We start from the raw sequence: 20,552 nt of genomic DNA on the forward strand, positions 1-20,552 counted from the left end.
CTGGGCGTCGCTGTCCATGGAGGTATGGGCGGGGGCTGGCTCATCCGACCGGCCTCCGGTCCATCCGCTGCTCGCTCACGCCCGGCAGTCCCACCGCGCCGGTGCGACGCAGCTTCTGCCAGCGCAGGCGGCCTCCGGTCAGCGCGGTGATCCAGGACTGCAGGAGTACGACATACATCAGCTGTCGGTAGAGGATCTGCTGGAGTGGGAGCGAGATCAGATGGGTCATCGGTTCCCGGTCCAGACGGAACGCGTAGGCCGCGCACACCGCCTGGATGGCCAGCACGCCGGCCCACGCGACGATCGTCTGCTCCGTCGGGCCGAACACCAGCCCGTACAGCAGGAATACGTCGATCAAGGGGGCCAGCAGGGGCGCGAGCACCATGAACAGTGACACCAGAGGGAGGCCCACGCGGCCGAAGCGTCCCGACGGTCCGCGTTCGACGAGTGCGCGGCGGTGTTTCCAGATCGCTTGCATCGTGCCGTACGACCAGCGGTAGCGCTGGGACCACAACTGCTGGACGGTTTCCGGGGCTTCGGTCCAGGCGCGCGCGTTCTCCGCGTAGACGACCCGCCAGCCGTCGCGGTGCATCGCCATGGTGATGTCCGTGTCCTCGGCGAGCGTGTCGTCGCTCATGCCACCGACCCGTTCGAGGGCGGTCCGCCTGAACGCGCCCACCGCGCCGGGGATCGTCGGCATGCAGCGCAGCATGTCGTACATCCGGCGGTCGAGGTTGAAGCCCATCACGTACTCGATGTGCTGCCAGGCGCCGATGAGCGAGTCCCGGTTGCCGACCTTCGCGTTGCCCGCGACCGCACCCACGCGCGGGTCGCCGAAGGGCTGCACCAGCTCGCGGACCGTGGCCGGTTCGAAGACTGTGTCGCCGTCCATCATCACGACGATGTCGTAACGGGCGTTCGCCAGCCCGCGGTTGAGGGCGGCCGGCTTGCCCGCGTTGAGCTGGCGGACCACCCGTACGTTGGGCAGACCCATCGCCTCGACGATGCGGGCGGTGCCGTCGCTGGAGCCGTCGTCGATGACCACGACCTCGATCGGATACTCGCTGGCCATCAGTGAACGGACGGTGTTCTCGATGCACTTGGCCTCGTTGTACGCCGGGACGAGCACCGACACCGGTTCGGTGACCGGCGGTCCCCAGCTGAAGTCGCGTCGGCGTACCCGGCGGGCGTGGATGCCGGAGAGCACGAGCATCAGGACGAAGCGGCTGATGACCAGGAAGCCGATCACGGCCAGGCAGACGACGAGGACGTCCGTGATCCTTTCCGAGGCCTGGACCAGGAAGATCCACGCCTTGCCCTTGAACCGGTCGAGGCCGGTGACCTCGGTGTGCGCGCTGGGCGCGTCCAGGGCCTCGGTGAGGTTGTCGAACTCGTAGCCCCGCGCTGTGAGGTCGGGCAGCAGCCGGTCCAGCGCGGCGACGGTCTGGCTGCGGTCGCCGCCGGAGTCGTGCATGAGGACGATCGCGCCCTTGCCGCCGTGCGGGGTGGCGCGGCGGATGATCTCCCTGACGCCGGGCCGCCGCCAGTCCTCGCTGTCGGTGTTGTTGACGACGGTGATGTAGCCGCGGGCGCCGATGTACTCGGTGACCGGCCAGGACTTGTTGTCCATGGCGTCGGCGAAGGAGGAGTACGGCGGCCGGAACAGCGAGGTACGGATGCCCGCCGCGCCGCTGATCGAGAGCTGGTTCTGGGACAGCTCCCAGTCGATGCGTTTCTTCGACTGGTAGGAGAGATCGGGGTGGTTGAAGGTGTGCAGGCCGATTTCATGGCCCTCGTCCACGATGCGTCTGACGAGGTCGGGGTAGCGCGAGGCCATCGTGCCGGTGACGAAGAAGACCGCGTGGGCGTGGTGCCTCTTCAGCACGTCCAGGACCTTCGGGGTCCAGGTCGGGTCCGGGCCGTCGTCGAAGGTGAGGACGAGACGGTGGTCGGGCACGCGCAGGCTGGTGGTGCGGCCGCTGCGGGTGTCGATGACCGGGCCGCCCTTGAGGATCCTTTCCGGCACCCGGTCGGTGGCGGCGGGCGGCTGGACGCGGTGGTCGGCGAGGATCTCGCTGTGGACGTACCCCCGCAACATCAGCATCGCCATCAGCGCGACAAGGACGAGCGAGGGCAACAGCAGGCGCATGGGCAGGCGGCGGCGCCGGGAGCCGTCGGGGGCTCCGGTTGCGGGCCCGGGACGGCGGGTGCGGGATGCCATCAGAGGACGTTCTCCGGGGACGGGGAGGGTGACGAGGTGCCGTTCGGCTCCTCGGCGACGGGGCTCGGCTCGCTCGCGCCGTCGGCCACCGTGCCGGTGCCGTCGCCGATCGCGGACTCACTGGACGTGGGCGAGGGCTCGCCGCCGTCCGTCGGGCTCGGGTCGGTCGACGGGGACGTCGGCGGGTCGGGCGACGGGTCCGGGTCCACGGGGTTGTCGCTCTCGCCGGTGCCCGGGTTCTGGGTCGTCCGGGTCGCCGTCGGCTCGGGGTCGGTGGATGTGCCGGGGTTCTCGGCGCCGGCCGAGGCGCCGGGCGCGGTGGCGGACGCTCCCGGCGAGGGCGTCACGCCCACGCCGGCGGACTCGGTCGCGCCGGGTGAGACGAGACCGGGGCCGGCGGGCGGCACCGACTCGGCGGGCAGCGGCGGCGTGTCGACCTTGCCGGCCGGCTGCTCGTCCTTCTGGCCCGGCACGGGCAGCCAGGGCGCGTTGGAGTTGCCGGACACCAGGGTGGCCAGGATGACCACGGCGTAGACCGCGCAGGCGAGGCCCACGGCCATGCCGATCCGGCGGTACCTGCGGCTGCGGCGGCCCGACTCGTCGACGAACACCGGTCCGTCGGAGGAGGGGGCGGAGGAACGGGAGGAGGAGCCGTCCGTGCCGGCCGGTCCGCCCTTCGCCGCGTGCAGGCGCATGTTGTCGAGTTGCAGTCCTATGCCGTCGAGCTGGACCGTCACCTCGTGCGGGTCATGGGTGTGCTCGGCCGTCTCGGCCCAGGGGTCTCTGGGAGCGGTGGCCGCACCGGCTCTGCCGGCCCGCGGCAGCACCTCGGTCTCATCGGCGGGCAAAGCCGACGGCGTCTCCTGCCGCGCCCTCATCTCCCCGGTCTCCGGAAAGGCCTGGGTTCCGGCACCGGGCCCATCGCCCGGCCCGGTCACCGGCAACGCCCGGGTGCCGGGAGCCACCTCGGGCCACTCCGGTTGGGCGTCTTCTCGCCAATTCTTCACGCGCACGCACATCCCCCCACGGGACAGTTCTGGGCGCGCACACGACACTGAGCTCACGTCGTCGAACCGGGCCCCCACCCGATCCGAGCGCCCCCCTTACCACACCGTGCTCAGGGCACGAATGTAGCGCACACGGAGGATCCGTGGTCGCCACGTGTCAGATATGCGTACTTACTGTGTTCACGTCAATGGCCGGAATCCATCCCTCGGCGGGCCTCCGCAGCCAACCCTCCTCGGCGGCGAGCTCGACCGCCGCCCGTCGAAGTGCCTCGAATCCGGGGTGCACCAGCCCCTTCCGCCACACCAGTGACACGAGTGACAGGGGGACGGGGTCGACGAGGGGCCGTACCACCGTCGAAGGCATGGCCGGAAATTCCACCACGGCAAGGATGGGGTTCCGCATCTTGGCCATGATCCGCTGGAACTCCTCGTCACCCACCGCAAGCGGTACGGGTGCGGCGACCTCGATCCCACGCCCCTCGAACAGCCTGTGAGCCAGCTCGGTCCACTCCGGTGTGCGCGGATTACCGGCGCCCGCGTACACGGTCTCGCCCGCCAGTGCGGCGAGCGGCACTACGTCCGATCCGGCCAACCGGTGATCCTCGGGCAGCACGACCGCCATCGGCTCGTACCGCACCGGCTGGTGGTCCAACTGGGCCCGCAGCGCCGGGTCCAGGCCCGCGTACCGCCCGAAGGACGCGTCCAGCCGCCCCGCGACCAACTCCGCCGCCGCGCCGGTCAGCCCGCTCTCGAAGCGGGCCATCAGCTCGTGTTCGGGGGCGAGTTCACGCGCCCGGTGCAGCACCCGGCGACCGGTGACCAGACCCGGCGAGTTCAGGTCCACCAGCAGCGGCCGGGCCTGTCCGAACGCCGCCAGCAGCTCCTCCTGCGCCGCCAGCACCCGACGCACGTACGGCACCAGCCGCTCACCGTCCGCCGTCAGCGTCACCTGCCGTGTGGTCCGTACGAACAGCTCGGCGCCCAACTCCCGCTCCAGCCGCCGTACATCACGGCTGAGGGCCTGCTGGGCGACGTAGAGCCGGGCGGCGGCACGCGTGAAGTGCAGCTCCTCGGCGACGGCGAGGAAGGCGCGCAGCAGACGGGGGTCGAGATGAGCGGGCATGACGGGAACTTACAACGCAGGTGCGTGAATCGGTACGGAGAAGGTGTTGGACCCCTTGATCGCTTACGGGTGACGGTTGCTCCATGGCCAGCCTCGACCGCTCCTCCATGCCCGGCCCCTACCGCCGGCTCTTCACCCTCCCCGGCACCCGGGCGTTCACGATCGGGAATCTCATCGCCCGTATCCCCATGGGCATGTTCAGCGTGAGCGCGATCCTCATGATCGCCGGTTCGCGCGGCTCGTACGCCCTCGCCGGCGCCGTCACCGCCACCGGCCTCGCGGCGACCGCCGTGACCGCCCCCTGGATCGCCCGGCTCGTCGACCGGCACGGACAGGCGCGGATCGCCGTACCCGCGACCACCCTCGCCGCGCTGGGCAGCGTCGCGCTGCTGCTGTGCGTGCGCCACGACACCCCGGACTGGACCCTGTTCGCCGCGTACGCCGCCACCGCCACCACGCCCAACCTCGGCGGGATGTCCCGCGCCCGCTGGGCCCATCTGCTCAAGGGCGACGACCAGGCCCTGCACACCGCGATCTCCTTCGAACAGGCCACGGACGAGCTGTGCTTCATGCTGGGCCCGGTCCTCGCGGCTTTCCTCTGCGGAACGTTCTTCCCGGAGGCCGGCACCCTGGTCGGCGCCGTACTCCTCCTCACCGGCATGCTGCTGTTCGCGGCGCAACGCTCCACCGAGCCGCCGGTACAGCAACGGACCGCGGCGAAGGCCCCCTTCCGCGCCCCCGGCATACCCCCGCTCCTCGCCGCCTGTCTCGCCATGGGCATGGTCTTCGGCTCGATGGAGGTCGTCACGCTCGCGTTCGCGGACGCACAGGGCCACAAGTCGGCGGCGGGGGCGGTACTCGCTCTCCAGGCAGCCGGTTCCTTCGCGGCCGGACTGCTGTACGGCGCGCTGAAGCCGACCGGTCCCGCAGAACGCCGTTACCCGTACTGCATAGCCGCCATGACCGCCCTCATGACCCTCCCCCTGCTCGCCGCAACCCTCAACGGCTCGCTCCTCGCCCTGGCCGGCGCCCTGCTCCTCGCCGGAATGGCGACGGCGCCCACCATGGTCACCAACATGACCCTCATCCAGCGGCGCACCCCGGCCGGCCGCCTCAACGAGGGCATGACCCTCGCCGTGACCGCGCTGCTCGGCGGTATCGCCTGCGGCAGCGCACTGGGCGGCTGGACGACGGAACACGTGTCGGCGACGGCCGGCTTCGGGATCCCGGTGACCGCAGCGGCAGCGGCACTGGTGATCACGGTGCCCGGCACTCTCCGCCGAACCAATTCCCGTCCAGCCCATTGACGCCCTCACAGGCCCCACATACCTTCCCTCGTCGAAGCGCTTCGACGTCATGCATCGAATCGATTCGACGACCCCGGCGTGACGTCCCGAGATCCATCCGGCTCCGACTCCTCTGGAGGCACGGGATGTTGACGACACGAAGGCGTGCGGTGGCGACGGCGGTGATTCTCGCCGGATCACTGCTCCTGACCTCCTGCGGAGACTCCGACAGCGGGTCGTCCGAAGACGGCAAGACGCTCAAGCTGTGGCACTACGAGGCCCCGAACAGCGCGATGGGACAGGCCTGGAACGAGGCGATCAAGGAGTTCAAGGCCAAGCACCCGGGCGTGAAGGTGGAGTTCGAGTCGAAGGGATTCGAGCAGATCCAGAAGACCGCCCCGATGGTCCTCAACTCCTCGGACGCACCCGACGTGATGGAGTACAACAAGGGCAACGCGACGGCGGGTCTGCTGTCCAAGCAGGGCCTGCTCACCGACCTCACCGATGAGGCCACGAAGCGCGGCTGGGACAAGAAGCTCAGCGCGAGCGTCCGCACCACCAGCGTGTACGACGCGAACGGCGTCATGGGCTCCGGCAAGTGGTACGGCGTGCCCAACTACGCCGAGTACACGATGGTCTACTACAACAAGGACGTCTTCGCGAAGTACAAGATCCCCGAGCCGAAGACGTTCGACGAACTGACCGCCGCGATGGACACGTTCGTCCAGAACAAGGTCACCCCGCTCGCCAACGGCGGGGCCGAGTACATCGCCCAGCAGTACCTCTACCAGCTGGCCTTGTCGAAGGCCGACCGCTCCTGGGTGGACTCGTACGAGCTCTACAAGGGCAAGACCGACTTCCACGACGCGGCCTGGACCTACGCGGCCGACACCTTCGCCGACTGGGTGAAGAAGGGCTACATCGGAAAGACGTCCAGCAGCGTGAAGGCCGAGGAGACCGGTGTCTCCTTCATCCAGGGCAAGGCGCCGATCCTCTTCTCGGGCAGCTGGTGGTACGGCCGCTTCGTGGACGAGGCGAAGTTCGACTGGGGCACCTTCCTGTGGCCCGACTCGGGCCTCACGCTCGGCTCGGGCGGCAACCTGTGGGTGGTCCCCAAGGGCGCCGAGAACAAGCAACTCGCCTATGACTTCATCGACATCACCATGTCGGAGAAGATCCAGAACCTGCTCGGCAACAAGGGCGGCGTCCCGGTCGCGGCGGACGCGAGCGCCATCACGGACCCGAAATCCAAGACGCTCATCGACGACTTCAACACCCTGTCCCAGCGCGACGGCCTGGCCTTCTATCCCGACTGGCCGGTCCCCGGCTACTACGACGTCCTCGTCTCCGAGACCCAGAAGCTGATCACCGGCAGTGAGCAACCGGACGGCTATCTGGACGCCCTCCAGGAGGCGTACGACAAGGGCGTGCCGAAGCAATGACGGTGACCGTCGAACGGGGGGTGACCAGCAGACAGACCCACGCCGGTCACCCGCGCCGCCCCCGTGACTCGTACGCCCTCTTCCTGCTGCCCGGCGTCCTCGCCTTCCTGGTCGTGATCATCGTCCCGTTCCTGATGAACACGGGCGTCAGCTTCACCGACTGGCAGGGCGTGGGCTCCCCCGAGTGGTCCGGGCTCGCCAACTACCGCGAGCTGATGGACGACTCCGAGTTCTGGGCGTCCTTCCGGCACAGCCTGTTCATGGTCGTCGCCATGGCGGCCGTACCGACGGCGGTCGGACTGGTGCTGGCCGCCGCGCTGTTCGACTACATCGGAAAGCACTTCGGATCAAGGACCGTTGCCGTCCTGCGCGCCTGCTTCTACCTCCCCCAGGTGCTGCCGATCGCCGTCGCGGGCATCGTCTGGAGCTGGATCCTCGCCCCCGACAACGGCTCCCTCAACGAACTGCTCAAGGCGATCGGCCTGTCGAGCTGGCAGCAGGACTGGCTCGGCGACCCCGACCTCGCGCTCTACTCCGTCATGGGCGTGATGGTCTGGGTCCAGCTCGGCTTCCCGCTGGTCGTCTTCATGGCGGGCCTCCAGCGCGTTGACCCGCAGCTGCACGAGGCGGCCGAGCTGGACGGCGCCGGCTGGTGGCGCCGCTTCTGGCACATCACGCTGCCGCAGATCCGCCCGGAGATCTATGTCGTCCTGACCTGGTGCACGATCGCCGCGCTCAAGGTCTTCGGCGCGGTGTACGTCCTGACGAAGGGCGGACCCGGCGGCGCCACCAACGTCCCGTCCTACTTCTCCTTCACCACCTTCTTCGAGAAGACGCAGGTCGGCTACGGCGCCGCGATCTCCACGGTGCTGACCGTGATCATCCTGCTGCTGTCCCTGATCGGCCTGAAGCTCCAGACCCGCGCGGAGGAAAGGGAGGGGTCATGACCGGCGCCCTGCGTCGCTACCCGGTGCTGATCGCCCTGTGCATCGCATCCCTCTTCATGATCGTCCCGTTCCTCATCGTCACGCTCAACGCGTTCAAGTCACCCACCGAGTACTCCCAGAACGGCCCGCTGAGCCTGCCCGACGGCCTCTACCTGGACGGCCTGAAGGACTTCTGGGAGCGCGTCGACTACACCCAGAAGCTTGTGAACTCCCTGCTGATCAGCGGCGGAGTGGCCGTGTTCGCGGTGATCCTGTCGGTGCTCAACGCGTACGCGATCGGCATCGGCCGTATCAGGGGCCGCACCTGGGTGCTGGCTTTCTTCGTCCTGGCGAACATGCTGCCGCAGGAGGCGCTGGTCTATCCGATCTACTACCTGAGCAAGGAGGCAGGTCTCTACGACACCCGCCTGAGCGTGATCATCGTCTTCACGGTGATCCAGGCGGCCTTCGGGACGTATCTCCTCTCCGCCGTCCTGGGCCGGTTCCCGCGCGAGATCATCGAGGCCGCCCGCATCGACGGCGCGGACAAGTGGCAGATCCTGTGGCGGATCGTCGTCCCCGTCAGCCGTCCCACCCTCGGTGTCCTGCTCGTCTTCTTCTTCATCTGGACCTGGAACGAGTTCCTGCTCCCCCTGGTCATGCTGATCTCCAACGACAACCAGACCGTGTCGGTGGCCCTCGGCGTTCTCCAGGGCCAGCGTCTGATGGACGCCACGATGACGAACGCGGCGGCCCTGCTCGGCGTCCTCCCCGCCCTCGTCTTCTTCCTCGTCTTCCAGCGGACCCTCACCCGCGGCATCGCCGTGGGAGCGGTCAAGTAAGGGGTAAGCGCGTGAAGTTCACCGACGGCTACTGGCTGCTGCGCGAGGGCGTCACCGCAGCCCACCCGGTCGAGGTCCTCGACGTCACGGCCAAGGACGGCACGCTGGAGATCCACGCGCCGACCCAGCCCATCCGCCACCGCGGCGACCTGCTGAAGGGACCGGTCGTGACGATCAGCGCACACGCCCCCCTGCCGGACGTCATCGGCGTCACCTTCACCCACTTCGAGGGCGAGCAGCCGCGGGGCCCCGAATTCGAGGTGCAGAAGGAGGAGTTCAGCTCCCCTGTGTCGTACGACGACGAGACCGCGACCCTGACCTCGGGCGAGCTGTCGGTCCGCGTCACCCGGTCCGGCCCCTGGCAGGTCGACTTCCTCGCGAACGGCCGCACCCTGACCACCAGCGGCCCCAAGGGCATGGGCATCATGCGGGACGCGACCGGCGCCCACTACCTCCGCGAACAACTCGGCCTGGGCGTCGGTACGTCCGTCTACGGCCTCGGCGAACGCTTCGGTCCGCTGGTCAAGAACGGCCAGGTCGTCGACGTCTGGAACGCCGACGGCGGCACGGCCACCGAACAGGCCTACAAGAACGTCCCCTTCTACCTCACCGACGCGGGCTACGGCGTCTTCGTCGACCACCCGGGCAAGGTCTCCTTCGAGGTCGGCTCGGAGGCGGTGTCACGGGTCCAGTTCAGCGCGGAGACACAGCAGTTGACGTACTACGTCATCTACGGCCCGACCCCGAAGGACATCCTCCGCAAGTACACGGCCCTCACCGGCCGCCCGGCCCTCCCGCCCGCCTGGTCGTTCGGCCTGTGGCTGTCGACGTCCTTCACGACGTCGTACGACGAGGAGACCGTCACCTCTTTCGTCGACGGCATGCGAGAGCGCCGGCTCCCCTTCTCGGTCTTCCACTTCGACTGTTTCTGGATGCGCGAGTTCAACTGGTGCGACTTCCAGTGGGATCCGCGGGTGTTCCCGGACCCGGAGGGCATGCTGGCGCGGCTGAAGGCGCGGGGCCTGCGCATCAGCGTGTGGATCAACCCGTACATCGCGCAGCGCTCGCCGCTGTTCGCGGAGGGCAAGGCGCTCGGGCATCTGCTGCGCAGACCCGACGGGAGCGTCTGGCAGTGGGACCTCTGGCAGCCCGGGATGGCGCTGGTCGACTTCACCTCGTCGGCGGCCCGCGACTGGTACGCGTCGAAGCTGGAGGCGCTGCTCGCGCAGGGCGTGGACTGCTTCAAGACCGACTTCGGTGAGCGGGTGCCGGTCGACGTGGCGTGGTCCGACGGCTCGGACCCGGAGCGGATGCACAACTACTACACGTACCTCTACAACCGGACCGTCTTCGAGGTGCTGCGCAAGCAACGGGGCGAGGCGGAGGCCGTGGTCTTCGCACGGTCGGCGACGACGGGCAGCCAGCGTTTCCCCGTCCACTGGGGCGGCGACTGCGAGGCGACGTACGAGTCGATGGCGGAGTCGCTGCGCGGCGGGCTGTCGCTCGGGCTCTCCGGCTTCGGCTACTGGAGCCATGACATAGGCGGCTTCGAGGGCACGCCGACCCCCGCCCTCTTCAAACGATGGCTGGCCTTCGGGCTGCTCTCCGCCCACAGCCGGCTGCACGGCAGCTCCTCCTACCGCGTGCCGTGGCTGTTCGACGAGGAAGCGGTGGACGTGGCACGGCATTTCACCCGGCTGAAGCTGCGGCTCATGCCCTATCTGTACGAGGCCGCGCGCGTCGCCCACACCGAGGGGGTGCCGATGATGCGGGCGATGGTGCTGGAGTTCCCGGACGATCCCGGGTGCGCGCATCTGGAGCGGCAGTACATGCTCGGGCCGGATCTGCTGGTCGCGCCGGTGTTCTGCGACGAGGGGGAGGTGGCGTACTACGTCCCCGAGGGCACCTGGACGCACTTCCTGAGCGGACAGCCGGTGACCGGACCGCGCTGGGTGCGGGAACGGCACGGGTTCACAAGCGTGCCGCTGCTGGTCAGACCTGGGGCGGTGATTCCGGTGGGGGCCGTGGAGGACCGGCCCGACTATGCGTTCGCGGAGGGGGTGACGCTGCGGGCGTTCGGTCTCGCGCGCGGCGAGCAGGTGACGGTCCGGGTCGAGGACGTGGCCTTCACCGTCGTACGCGAAGGGGACACGCTGCGGGCGTCGTCCAGTGACCCGTCGGCGCCGTGGGCACTGGCGGCCGGGGAGCGGGTCGCGAAGGCCGCGGCGGGGACGGGTTTTCTGATGGTGGAGCTCGGCTGATGGTCAAGATCACTGATGTCGCCCGGCACGCCGGCGTCTCCCCCAGCACCGTCTCCTACGCCCTCAGCGGCAAGCGGCCCATCTCCGAGGAGACCCGGCAACGCGTCGAGGCGGCCATCCGCGAGCTGGGCTACCGACCGCACGCGGGCGCCCGGGCCCTGGCCAGCAGCCGCTCCAACGTGCTGGCACTGGTGGTGCCGTTACGGGCCGGGATCCATGTGCCGGTGGTGATGCAGTTCGCGGTGTCGGTGGTGACGACGGCACGCCGGTACGACCATGACGTGCTGCTCCTCACCCAGGAGGAGGGCGAGGAGGGGCTACGGCGAGTGGCGGACACGGCACTGGTGGACGCGCTGATCGTGATGGACGTACAACTGCACGACCCCCGGTTGCCATTGCTGCGGGCGCTGGACCGGCCGTCGGTCATGATCGGCTTCCCGGCCTCTCATGCCGGACTGACCTGCATCGACCTCGACTTCAAGGCGGCCGGCGAGGCGTGCGTGGAGCAGCTGGCCAGGCTGGGACACCGGGTCCTGGCCCTGGTCGGCTCACCGCCCGAGGTGTACGTCCGGCAGACCGCGTTCGCCCAGCGGGTGGTCCAGGGCTTCACGGCCGCCGCCGACCGCGCAGGGCTCGCCTCGGCCGTCCACCCCTGCGAGGCCGCGCCCTCCGCGGCCCGCCGTATCGCCGAACAACTCCTGTGTGAGCAGCCCGCGCTGACGGGCGTCGTCGTCCACAACGAACCCCTCCTCGAACCCCTCGTCGACGCCTTCGAACAGCTCGGCCTGCGCGTCCCCGGCGACCTCTCCGTCACCGCCATCTGCCCCGACGAACTCGCCGAGTCCGTCCGCATCCCGGTCACCTCCGTCGCCCTCCCCTCCGGCGAGATCGGCACCCGGGCGGTGGAATTGCTGATGCAGAAGCTCGGCGGGACGGAGGTACCGGAGGCCACGCTGCTGGCGCCGCGGATGACGGAACGGGCGAGCACGGCGCCGCGGGCGCTTCCGTGACGAGTCGCCGATCCATGGTGCCGTCCGGGCACCCGTTGTGCTGTACTTGCGCCCGTACGCCGGGGTCCACCTGGTCGACGAGTCGAAGGCGCGCGGGACTGCGGTGTCCTCATCGGCGAACGGGGCGTGGCTGAAGTTCGCGGACACCCAACTCGGCGCGGGAGCCGCGAAGTTCACCGCCCGCCTCGCGGGCCCGCCCGGCACGGTCGAGGTCCGCCTCGGCTCACCGTCCGGCCCCCTCGCCGGGACGGCACGCTTCGGCGGGACCTCGTCGCCGTACACGTACGAGACGGTGACCGCCGGTCTGCGTGCGGCGGCGATGGTCCGTACGGACGTGTATCTGGTGCTGGGTGAGGGCCTGCGCCTGTCCACCTTCAGCATCGGCTGACCGGCCCGTGGCGCAGGCCTGCCCCGTTCAGCAGAGGGCGGGCTTGCGCCACGCACACTCGAGGTCGGTGCCGTGTGCCGCCTCCGGTTCCGCCTTCGGTTGCTTCTTCGGTTCTACGAGGGTGGCGGCCTCGGCGGTCGACTTCGCGAGGGTCGTCACGATGGCGTCCTCCAGGGGCTTCACGGACGAGGCCAGGTAGTTGTTGAGGACGATGCTGTAGACGAGTTCACGTCCCCCGGCGTCGGTCACATACCCGGACAGGCCCGAGGCGCCCGTCAACGACCCGGTCTTCGCACGGGCGTTGAGCGCGGCGGCCGTCCCGCACATCCGGGTTCGCAGCGTGCCGCCGACGAACCGGTCGGGGTCGCAGGCGACCGGCAGCGAGCGGTTCCAGTCGGCGTACCAGGGCTCGGCGCGCACGGCGAGGAGCAGCTCGACGAGTTGCCCGGCGGGGAAGTTGTCCATGCGCGAGAGTCCGGACCCGTCGACCTGCCGCAGCTTGGCGACATCGACGCCGACGCCCTTGAGATAACCGCTGATCGCGGCCAGCCCGGCGCTCCAGCTCCCCTGTCGCGAGACCTCGTATCCCATGGCCTTGGTGAGGATCTCGGCGTGCATGTTGTTGGACAGCTTCATGAAGGGGATCAGCAGATCCTTGAGGGCCATGGAGTCGTGCGCGGCCAACTCCGTTGCCGTGCCCGGTGTCTGGCGCCCGAGCCGGGTCGGCCCGCTCACCTTGACGCCGTGCGCGGCGAGCGCGTCCCGGAAGACGGCGGCGGCGTAGCCCGTGGGCTCCCACACGGCCACCCACTCCTTGATGCCGGCCCCGCCCACGGGTGTCGTACCGCTGACGACGATGTCGTTCGTGCCGTGCTCCCGCTCGACGGTGAGGTCGTTCGCCCCGCCGGCGGCGACGGTGGTGGCCCGGACATCGAGGTCGACGTAGCCGGTGTCGGGCGTGACGGTGACGACCGGCTCGTCCCCCGCCTTGGCCCCCGGCGCGACGGTCACGATCACGGACCCGGTGTCGTAGTCGGTGTCCGGCGCCACAGCCAGTGCGCTGATCTGCGCCGAGTAGTAGGCGGACTCGTCGTCGGCGGCCCAGGAGCGGCCGAGCCGCACGCCGTCGAACCGGGTGTCGTCGGCGAGCAGCCGCCCGTCGACACGGGTGACGCCGGACGCGGCGACCTGGGCGGCGAGCTTGTCGTAGTCGCCGGCGAGCAGGGTCGGGTCGCCGGTGCCACGCAGATACAGATCGCCGTGGAGCACGGAGCCCTGCCGCCGTCCGGCGGCCAGCACATCGGTGGTGAACCGGTACTCGGGTCCTAGGATCTCCATCGCGGCGGCCGAGGTGGCCAGTTTGGTGTTGGAGGCGGGCATCAGCCGGGTGGTGGGCTGGTGCTGGTAGAGAAGGTCACCGCTCGCCGCGTCGGCGACGACGACACTCGCCACCCCGCCCTCCATCCGCGGATCGCCCAGCACGGTGTCGATGGCCTCCGGCAGGCCGGTGCGTTCCGAGTCCGCACCGGCCGACGCGCCGGGCCCGAGGACGGCGGCGGCAAGCGCGACCGCGACGGCCCAAATCCACAGTTTTCCACGGGAGTTGAAGAATCTTCCGGAAGATCTCACGGGTCTGCTCATGGCACAGCACCCTCCCGGATCGGGCCGCCCGGCAACAGACCGCCTGCGCGCTTCAGCCCTCCAGCCCCCAGGCCCGCCCCAAGCGGTACGCGGCGCACAGGTTCACGTCGAGGAAATAGGCCCCGGCGGTCCCGCACTGCTCGCTCCCGCTCCCCGGATCGACGGGCTGCCCGTGCCCCATCCCGGTCAGGCTGTACGTCTCCACGACCGCGGTGCCGCCCGCGTCCCGGAAGACCTGGTGCGGATACCCGGCAACGCTGTCGCTCACGTCGGCGACCTGATCGGCCCCGCGCACATCGGTCCACTGCTCCACCAGGTCGGCCATGTTGACGGGCTTCACGGTGTAGTCGGCCGTGCCCTGGAAGGCGACCAGAGTGGGCCAGGGCCCGCCGTACCCGGGCCGGGCGGCACGCACCCGGTCGCCCCACTGCTGCGGGGTCTGCGTGGCGCCGACGTACATGCACACGTACGGCGACCCGGCGGCCTGCGCACACCCGTACGGCAGCCCGGCGACGATCCCGCCCGCGGCGAACTTCTCCGGGTACGCCGCCATCATCACGGCCGTCATCCCGCCCCCGGCGGACAGCCCCGTGACGTACACGCGCGAGCCGTCCCCGCCGGCGTCGACGAGCTGCCGGTCGACCATCTGCGCGACGGAGGCGGCCTCGCCCTGGCCGCGCGCGATGTCGCCGCTCTGGAACCAGTTGAAGCAGTTCGACGCGTTGTTGCCGCTCTGCTGCTGCGGCAGCACGACGGAGAACCCCCACCGGTCGGCGAGCTGCGTCCACCCGCTGCCGGTGCCGTATCCGGCGGCGTCCTGCGTACACCCGTGCAGCGCGACGACGACGGGCCGCCCGGCGGGAAGGCCGTCGGGGACGTACCGGAACATGCGCAGGGCACCGGGGTTGCTGCCGAATCCGGTGACCTCCTGGAGGGAGGCGGCAGAGGCTCTGCCCGGCGTCAGAAAACCGGCGAGAAGGGCGACCAGAAGGGTCACCAGGACACTGATACGACGTGCGGCTCTCGTCTGGGTCATGGTGCGGGACGGTAGGACCGTGAACCACGGGCGGATATGTCGCCGGACAACACAACGAGGGCCCGGCGGTATGTGTGGCCGCCAGGCCCTCGTGTACATGGGAATTGTGGAGATGGCGGGAATCGAACCCGCGTCCAACGGTGCAGAATCAGGGCTTCTCCGTGTGCAGTTCGCTGCGATTTTCTCAGCCCCGGCGATCACGCGAACAAGTCGCCGACGGGCTCAGTCACTGTTTGATTTCCCATCGAACCCCGTGACCGGGCTCGATGGTTTAGTCCCCTAGATTATGCCAGGGTCCGGGTCGGGAACACTCCCGGGCTGACACCCGTTAGGGCCTTCACTCACTGCTTATTAGGCAGCGAGGGCGAAGGCGCGGGAATCGCTCTTGGAATTGGCGATTATTGGTTGCGACATATGGTTAACGAGATCATTGCCGCTTCCTCGACACGCTTCCCCTGTTTCAACAGCCGCTGTCGAAACCGATCATCCCCATGTTTTGTTTTCAATGCTCACACCGGATACCTCCCCGGTGTTGCTGCCATCATACGTGAGGAACGCACGCCGATGCCACCGTATTCCCAGTGGCTACTGCGCCCGCTGCTTCCGCTTCGCCGCCGCGATCGCCCGGTCCGACTCCCGGCGGTCCTGCTTCTCCCGCAGGGTCTGCCGCTTGTCGTACTCCTTCTTGCCTCGCGCGAGGGCGATCTCGGCCTTTGCGCGACCGTCCTTGAAGTACAGGGCGAGGGGCACGATGGTGTGACCCGTCTCCTGGGACTTCGCCTCCAGCTTGTCGATCTCCTCGCGGTGCAGCAGCAGCTTGCGCTTGCGGCGCGCGGAGTGGTTGGTCCAGCTGCCCTGGCTGTACTCGGGGATGTGGGCGTTGTGCAGCCACGCCTCACCCTCGTCGATCTGGACGAAGCCGTCGGTCAGCGAGGTCCGTCCCTGGCGCAGCGACTTCACCTCGGTGCCGGTCAGGACGAGCCCGGCCTCGTAGGTGTCGATGATCGCGTAGTCGTGCCGGGCCTTCTTGTTCTGCGCGACGATCTTGCGCTTGCCGTCCTTGGCCTTGGCGGCCCCGCCGCCCTGCTTGGGCTGGGACTCCTTGGGTACGTACATTCCCTTGCTCATAGTGCTGGCCATTTTCGCACTACAGGGGGGTCCGAGGGAAAGGCGATTACGAAGCGTCCCCGAGCCCGCTCAGCACGGTCTCCGCCTGCTTCAGCGCCCCGGTGTCGGCGTCGAGGTCGGGCGTGATCCCCTTGCCGTCGACGCCGCGGCCCGACGGCGTGCGGTAGTGCCCGACGGTCAGCTCGGCGACGGAGCCGTCGGGCAGCCGGGTCGGCATCTGCACGGACCCCTTGCCGAAAGTGCGGGAGCCCACGACGACCGCACGACCGCGGTCCTGGAGGGCGCCGGTGAGCAGCTCGGCCGCGCTCATCGTGCCGCCGTCGACGAGCGCGACCAGGGGTCTGGTGGTGTCGCCGCCGGTCTCGGCGTGCAGGGCGTGCTGCTCGCCGTCGACGTCGTACGTGGCGACGAGGCCGCTGTCGAGGAAGGCGGAGGCGGCGGTGACGGCCTCGGTGACCAGTCCGCCGGAGTTGCCGCGCAGGTCGAGGACGATCCCGGTGCCGGCCGGGGCCTGCTGTACGGCATCGCGCACCAGTGTGCCCGAGCCCTTGGTGAACGCGTCGATCGCGATGACGGTGGCGCCGTCGGCGAGATTCCGGACGGTGACCGAGTCCGTGGACAGACGGGCCCGGTGCAGAGTGAGGCTCCACGCGTGCGTGCCGCGCTCCAGGCCGAGCCGGACGGCCGTACCGGCGGCCGCGTCGGTCGCGTCACCGCGCAGCAAGGAGACGACCTCGGTGACGGGGCGCCCGTCGACGCGGGCACCGTCGACGCTGCGCAGCCGGTCCCCGGCCCGGATCCCGGCGCCGGCCGCGGGCGACCCGGAGCTCACCTTGGTCACCTCGATACGGCCGTCCCGCTCGCGGCGCGTCCACAGGCCGACGCCGGTGTACTCACCGTCGAGGGCCTCTTCGAACTCCTCGTACTCGCCCTGGGAGTAGACGGCGTCCCAGCGGTTGCCGCTGCGGCTCACCGCCCGTTCGGCGGCCTCCATCGGGGACTCGCCGGCGGCCTTCGCCTCGGCGGCGACCTCGGCGACCTCCTCGGGCCGGCCGGCGGAGGCGGCGGAGCGGGGCGCGCCCGACGCGGTCTTCCGGTCAGGTCCGGGAAGGGAGCCGGTCGCGGCACCGGCGACGAGCACGCTCGCGAACACCAATGTCAGGGCGGCCCCGCGGCGAATGCGGCGGGGCTGACAGAACAGGTCACGGCCTGACATGCCGGTGAGTCTAGGACAACGCGAAGGGCCGCACGGCCGGTTGACCGGACGGCCCCCTTGGCGTGCGTCACACCTTCAGGTACTTGCGCAGCGCGAAGAACGCGGCCAACGCCGGCATCAGCAGGCTCGTCGCGAGGATGAGCGGCAGCTTTGTCAGTACGGCGTCCCAGCCGATGAAGTTGATCAGATTCAGCTTCTCGGACAGGGCGAGACCGTGGTCGATGATGAAGTACCGCGCGACCACCAGGAAGCCGCAGGCGACCCCACCGCCGATCAGCCCGGCGACCGCGGCCTCCATGATGAACGGCGCCTGGATGTAGAAACCGGAGGCGCCGACCAGCCGCATGATCCCGGTCTCACGCCGCCGGCTGAACGCCGAGACGCGCACGGTGTTGACGATCAGCATCAGCGCGACGACCAGCATCAGCGCCATCACGGCCCGCGCCGCCCAGTTCATGCCGTTGAGCAGCCCGAAGAGGTTGTCCAGGATCCCCTTCTGGTCCTGCACCGACTGCACACCGTCCCGCCCGTCGAAGGCGGTCGCGATGACCTGGTACTTCTCCGGGTCCTTCAGCTTGATCCGGTACGACTCCTGCATCTGGTCCGGCGTGAGCGAGCTGGCGAGCGGGGAGTCGCCGAACTGCTCCTTGTAGTGCTTGTACGCCGCGTCCTGCGACTCGTAGGTGGTCGAGTCGACGACGGACATCTTCTTCAGGTCGCCGAGGATCTGGTCCTTCTGGTCCTTGGTGACCGCACCCTTGGCGCAGTTGGGGTCGGACTCGGCGTCGCTCTTGTTGCAGAGGAAGACCGAGACGTTGACCTTGTCGTACCAGTAGCCCTTCATCGTGTTGACCTGGTCGCTCATCAGGAGCGACCCGCCGAACAGGGCGAGGGACAGGGCGACGGAGACGATCACCGCGAAGGTCATCGTCAGATTGCGGCGGAGACCGACACCGATCTCGGAGAGTACGAACTGGGCGCGCATGGCGACTGGTTAAGCCTTTCCGTGGATCGTCAGTGCTGGTAGCCGTAGACGCCGCGCGCCTGGTCGCGGACGAGGCGACCCGTCTCCAGCTCGATGACGCGCTTGCGCATCTGGTCCACGATGTTCTGGTCGTGCGTCGCCATCACCACGGTCGTGCCGGTCCGGTTGATCCGGTCGAGCAGCTTCATGATGCCGACGGAGGTCTGCGGGTCGAGGTTGCCGGTCGGCTCGTCCGCGATCAGCAGCTTGGGCCGGTTGACGAAGGCCCGCGCGATGGCCACGCGCTGCTGCTCACCGCCGGACAGCTCACCGGGCATCCGGTCCTCCTTGCCGCCGAGCCCGACGAGGTCGAGCACCTGCGGCACGGACTTGCGGATCTCGCCGCGCGACTTGCCGATCACTTCCTGCGCGAAGGCCACGTTCTCCGCGACCGTCTTGTTCGGCAGGAGACGGAAGTCCTGGAACACCGTCCCCAACTGGCGGCGCATCTGCGGCACCTTCCAGTTGGAGAGGCGCGCGAGGTCCTTGCCCAGCACGTGCACCTGACCGTGGCTGCACCGCTCCTCGCGGAGGACCAACCGCAGGAAGGTGGACTTTCCGGAGCCGGAGGACCCCACGAGGAACACGAACTCGCCCTTCTCCACTTCCAGGGAGACATCCCTGAGTGCGGGACGGGTCTGTTTGGGGTAGACCTTGGAGACGTTGTCGAATCGGATCACGGATGCACCACGGTTAGCCGGGGGTAGATGTGCGTGACCATACGCGAACCGGGAGCACGAGCGCAGGCGCCGGTGGGGTTGCGCGAGGGTTGTGCACTTTTGTGAGCACCCGAAGGGGCGCGGGGAACGGCGCGACCGGCCACACACGGCCCGCAGCCGCGAGATAATGAGCAACCACCCCTCTGAGAGCGAACCGCGCGACCTCCGGAGGAACCTGGCATGGTGGAGAGGGGAACGTTCTCGGACCCCACGGCGTTCTCTCGGTGGAACCGTTCGCAAGGAGGGCGAGGCGCATGACGTACGACCGGCTGGTGTGCGCGAACTGCGCGGCGCCCGTGAACGAAGGCCGCTGCCCGGTCTGCCGGGCGAGCCGCGAGCGACTTGAGCAGGAGAACCTCTTCGCGGGGCTCAACCCGATGACGCTGATCGCGCTGCTGGCGATCCTGATCGCTGCCGTGGCCCTCCTGGCGCACCAGACCGCCTAGGGCGGACTCACAGACGTACAGAGGCACGCGAAGGGCCCGGAGCGACTCCCGCTCCAGGCCCCTTTTCACGCACAGTGCATACGTTCCGTACGCGCGCGGCTACCTTCAGGCAGCCGCACCGCCGCGGCCGCCCATGAGGCGCGGCAGGAAGCGGAAGCCGATACCGCCGGCGATCATCGTGGCCGCACCGATCAGCAGGAACGTGGTCTGAGCCGCACCGGTCTCGGCGAGCTCGTCACCGCCGCCCTGGGCAGCGGGGTCGACCGTGGCGTCCGAGCCGGTGTCGGTCAGCGAGGACGAGCCCTCCTGCTGGGCGGAGGAGCCGCCGTCGGGGTCGGCGTTGTTGCCGCCGCCGTTACCGTTCCCGTTCCCATTGCCGTTCCCGTTACCGGGGTCCGAGGGCTCCTCGGTCGGCTGCGTGGGCTCGTCCGTGGGCTCGGTCGGCTCCTCGGTGGGCTCGGTCGGCTCCTCCGTGGGCTCGGTCGGCGGGTCCGTCGGCAGATCCGTCGGAAGGTCCGTGGGCAGACCGGTCGGGACGGGCGGGTCAGTCGGCGCGGGAGACTCGTCGCCGCACAGGATGCCGAGGAAGCAGTCGTCCTCAGCAGGTGCGGCCGAGGCGGCGCCCGCAGCGGTCAGCGAGGCACCGGCGGCGATCACGGTCGCGGCGGCGATGCGCGCGACGCGGATGCGCGTCTTGTTAGTCATCTGGTTGCTACCCCCAGTAGCTGATCGTCAATGAGGCGGCGCTCAGGGCTGTGATCGACGGAGGCGGCTGCGCTAGACCCCCGGTTCACATGCGCCCCAGAGATACGCATGCCGCGCTTTACCCTTCCCAT

18 protein-coding genes and 1 other RNA gene are annotated in these 20,552 nt (G+C 69.3%); 8 read left to right on the forward strand and 11 right to left on the reverse strand.

Annotated features, from left to right (window positions below; genetic code table 11):
* Positions 1-40: 40 nt before the first annotated feature.
* The 3 genes from KCH87_RS43850 to KCH87_RS43860 all read right to left on the reverse strand — a co-directional run bounded on the left by KCH87_RS43850 (position 41) and on the right by KCH87_RS43860 (position 4,351).
* On the reverse strand, positions 41-2,221 hold the full coding sequence (locus tag KCH87_RS43850; protein WP_210593555.1) for a glycosyltransferase: 2,181 nt from the start codon (positions 2,219-2,221) through the stop codon (positions 41-43).
* A complete protein-coding gene (locus KCH87_RS43855) occupies positions 2,221-3,234 on the reverse strand; it encodes a hypothetical protein (RefSeq protein ID WP_210593556.1) in 1,014 nt (337 codons plus the stop codon). The genes KCH87_RS43850 and KCH87_RS43855 overlap by 1 nt, the downstream gene beginning before the upstream one ends.
* A gap of 151 nt (positions 3,235-3,385) precedes the next feature.
* Complete coding sequence (locus tag KCH87_RS43860; protein WP_210593557.1) at positions 3,386-4,351, reverse strand: LysR family transcriptional regulator; 966 nt, start codon at positions 4,349-4,351, stop codon at positions 3,386-3,388.
* A gap of 83 nt (positions 4,352-4,434) precedes the next feature.
* On the opposite strand from KCH87_RS43860, the gene KCH87_RS43865 reads away from it, so the two are divergent.
* The 7 genes from KCH87_RS43865 to KCH87_RS43895 all read left to right on the forward strand — a co-directional run bounded on the left by KCH87_RS43865 (position 4,435) and on the right by KCH87_RS43895 (position 12,506).
* On the forward strand, positions 4,435-5,658 hold the full coding sequence (locus tag KCH87_RS43865; RefSeq protein ID WP_210593558.1) for an MFS transporter: 1,224 nt from the start codon (positions 4,435-4,437) through the stop codon (positions 5,656-5,658).
* Between the two features lie 125 nt (positions 5,659-5,783).
* Entirely contained in the window at positions 5,784-7,079 is a 1,296-nt protein-coding gene (locus KCH87_RS43870; RefSeq protein WP_210593559.1) for an ABC transporter substrate-binding protein, read from the forward strand.
* Positions 7,076-8,026: a carbohydrate ABC transporter permease gene (locus tag KCH87_RS43875; RefSeq protein WP_210593560.1), complete on the forward strand. Its 951-nt coding sequence runs from the start codon at positions 7,076-7,078 to the stop codon at positions 8,024-8,026. The genes KCH87_RS43870 and KCH87_RS43875 overlap by 4 nt, the downstream gene beginning before the upstream one ends.
* Entirely contained in the window at positions 8,023-8,847 is an 825-nt protein-coding gene (locus KCH87_RS43880) for a carbohydrate ABC transporter permease (protein ID WP_210593561.1), read from the forward strand. The genes KCH87_RS43875 and KCH87_RS43880 overlap by 4 nt, the downstream gene beginning before the upstream one ends.
* Positions 8,848-8,858: 11 nt before the next feature.
* Positions 8,859-11,108 carry an alpha-xylosidase gene (yicI, locus tag KCH87_RS43885; RefSeq protein ID WP_210593562.1) on the forward strand — a complete coding sequence of 750 codons (2,250 nt, stop codon included), beginning with the start codon at positions 8,859-8,861 and terminating at the stop codon, positions 11,106-11,108.
* Complete coding sequence (locus KCH87_RS43890) at positions 11,108-12,118, forward strand: LacI family DNA-binding transcriptional regulator (protein WP_210593563.1); 1,011 nt, start codon at positions 11,108-11,110, stop codon at positions 12,116-12,118. Before yicI ends, KCH87_RS43890 begins: the two co-directional genes overlap by 1 nt.
* 37 nt (positions 12,119-12,155) lie before the next feature.
* A complete protein-coding gene (locus KCH87_RS43895) occupies positions 12,156-12,506 on the forward strand; it encodes a carbohydrate-binding protein (RefSeq protein ID WP_308299063.1) in 351 nt (116 codons plus the stop codon).
* Positions 12,507-12,533: 27 nt separating this feature from the next.
* Here the strand turns inward: KCH87_RS43895 and dacB are convergent, their stop codons facing one another.
* The 7 genes from dacB to ftsE form a co-directional block, all read right to left on the reverse strand.
* Complete coding sequence (gene dacB, locus KCH87_RS43900; RefSeq protein WP_210593564.1) at positions 12,534-14,147, reverse strand: D-alanyl-D-alanine carboxypeptidase/D-alanyl-D-alanine-endopeptidase; 1,614 nt, start codon at positions 14,145-14,147, stop codon at positions 12,534-12,536.
* A gap of 52 nt (positions 14,148-14,199) precedes the next feature.
* Positions 14,200-15,183: a PHB depolymerase family esterase gene (locus tag KCH87_RS43905; RefSeq protein ID WP_210593565.1), complete on the reverse strand. Its 984-nt coding sequence runs from the start codon at positions 15,181-15,183 to the stop codon at positions 14,200-14,202.
* A 104-nt stretch (positions 15,184-15,287) separates the two neighbouring features.
* Positions 15,288-15,674: a transfer-messenger RNA gene (gene ssrA, locus KCH87_RS43910) on the reverse strand.
* A 94-nt stretch (positions 15,675-15,768) separates the two neighbouring features.
* Entirely contained in the window at positions 15,769-16,299 is a 531-nt protein-coding gene (gene smpB / locus KCH87_RS43915; protein WP_210593601.1) for an SsrA-binding protein SmpB, read from the reverse strand.
* Between the two features lie 58 nt (positions 16,300-16,357).
* Positions 16,358-17,527: a S41 family peptidase gene (locus KCH87_RS43920; RefSeq protein WP_210593566.1), complete on the reverse strand. Its 1,170-nt coding sequence runs from the start codon at positions 17,525-17,527 to the stop codon at positions 16,358-16,360.
* 67 nt (positions 17,528-17,594) lie between these two features.
* A complete protein-coding gene (gene ftsX / locus KCH87_RS43925; protein ID WP_210593567.1) occupies positions 17,595-18,512 on the reverse strand; it encodes a permease-like cell division protein FtsX in 918 nt (305 codons plus the stop codon).
* A 29-nt stretch (positions 18,513-18,541) separates the two neighbouring features.
* Positions 18,542-19,231: a cell division ATP-binding protein FtsE gene (gene ftsE, locus KCH87_RS43930; RefSeq protein ID WP_210593568.1), complete on the reverse strand. Its 690-nt coding sequence runs from the start codon at positions 19,229-19,231 to the stop codon at positions 18,542-18,544.
* A 293-nt stretch (positions 19,232-19,524) separates the two neighbouring features.
* On the opposite strand from ftsE, the gene KCH87_RS43935 reads away from it, so the two are divergent.
* Positions 19,525-19,716 (forward strand): hypothetical protein, encoded by a 192-nt coding sequence (locus KCH87_RS43935; RefSeq protein ID WP_210593569.1) that lies wholly within the window; start codon positions 19,525-19,527, stop codon positions 19,714-19,716.
* A 105-nt stretch (positions 19,717-19,821) separates the two neighbouring features.
* Here KCH87_RS43935 and KCH87_RS43940 read toward each other — a convergent pair whose 3' ends face one another.
* Complete coding sequence (locus tag KCH87_RS43940) at positions 19,822-20,421, reverse strand: LPXTG cell wall anchor domain-containing protein (protein WP_210593570.1); 600 nt, start codon at positions 20,419-20,421, stop codon at positions 19,822-19,824.
* Between the last annotated feature and the right edge of the window lie 131 nt (positions 20,422-20,552).

This window comes from Streptomyces sp. GESEQ-35 (genome assembly GCF_017948485.1).
Taxonomy (GTDB): domain Bacteria; phylum Actinomycetota; class Actinomycetes; order Streptomycetales; family Streptomycetaceae; genus Streptomyces.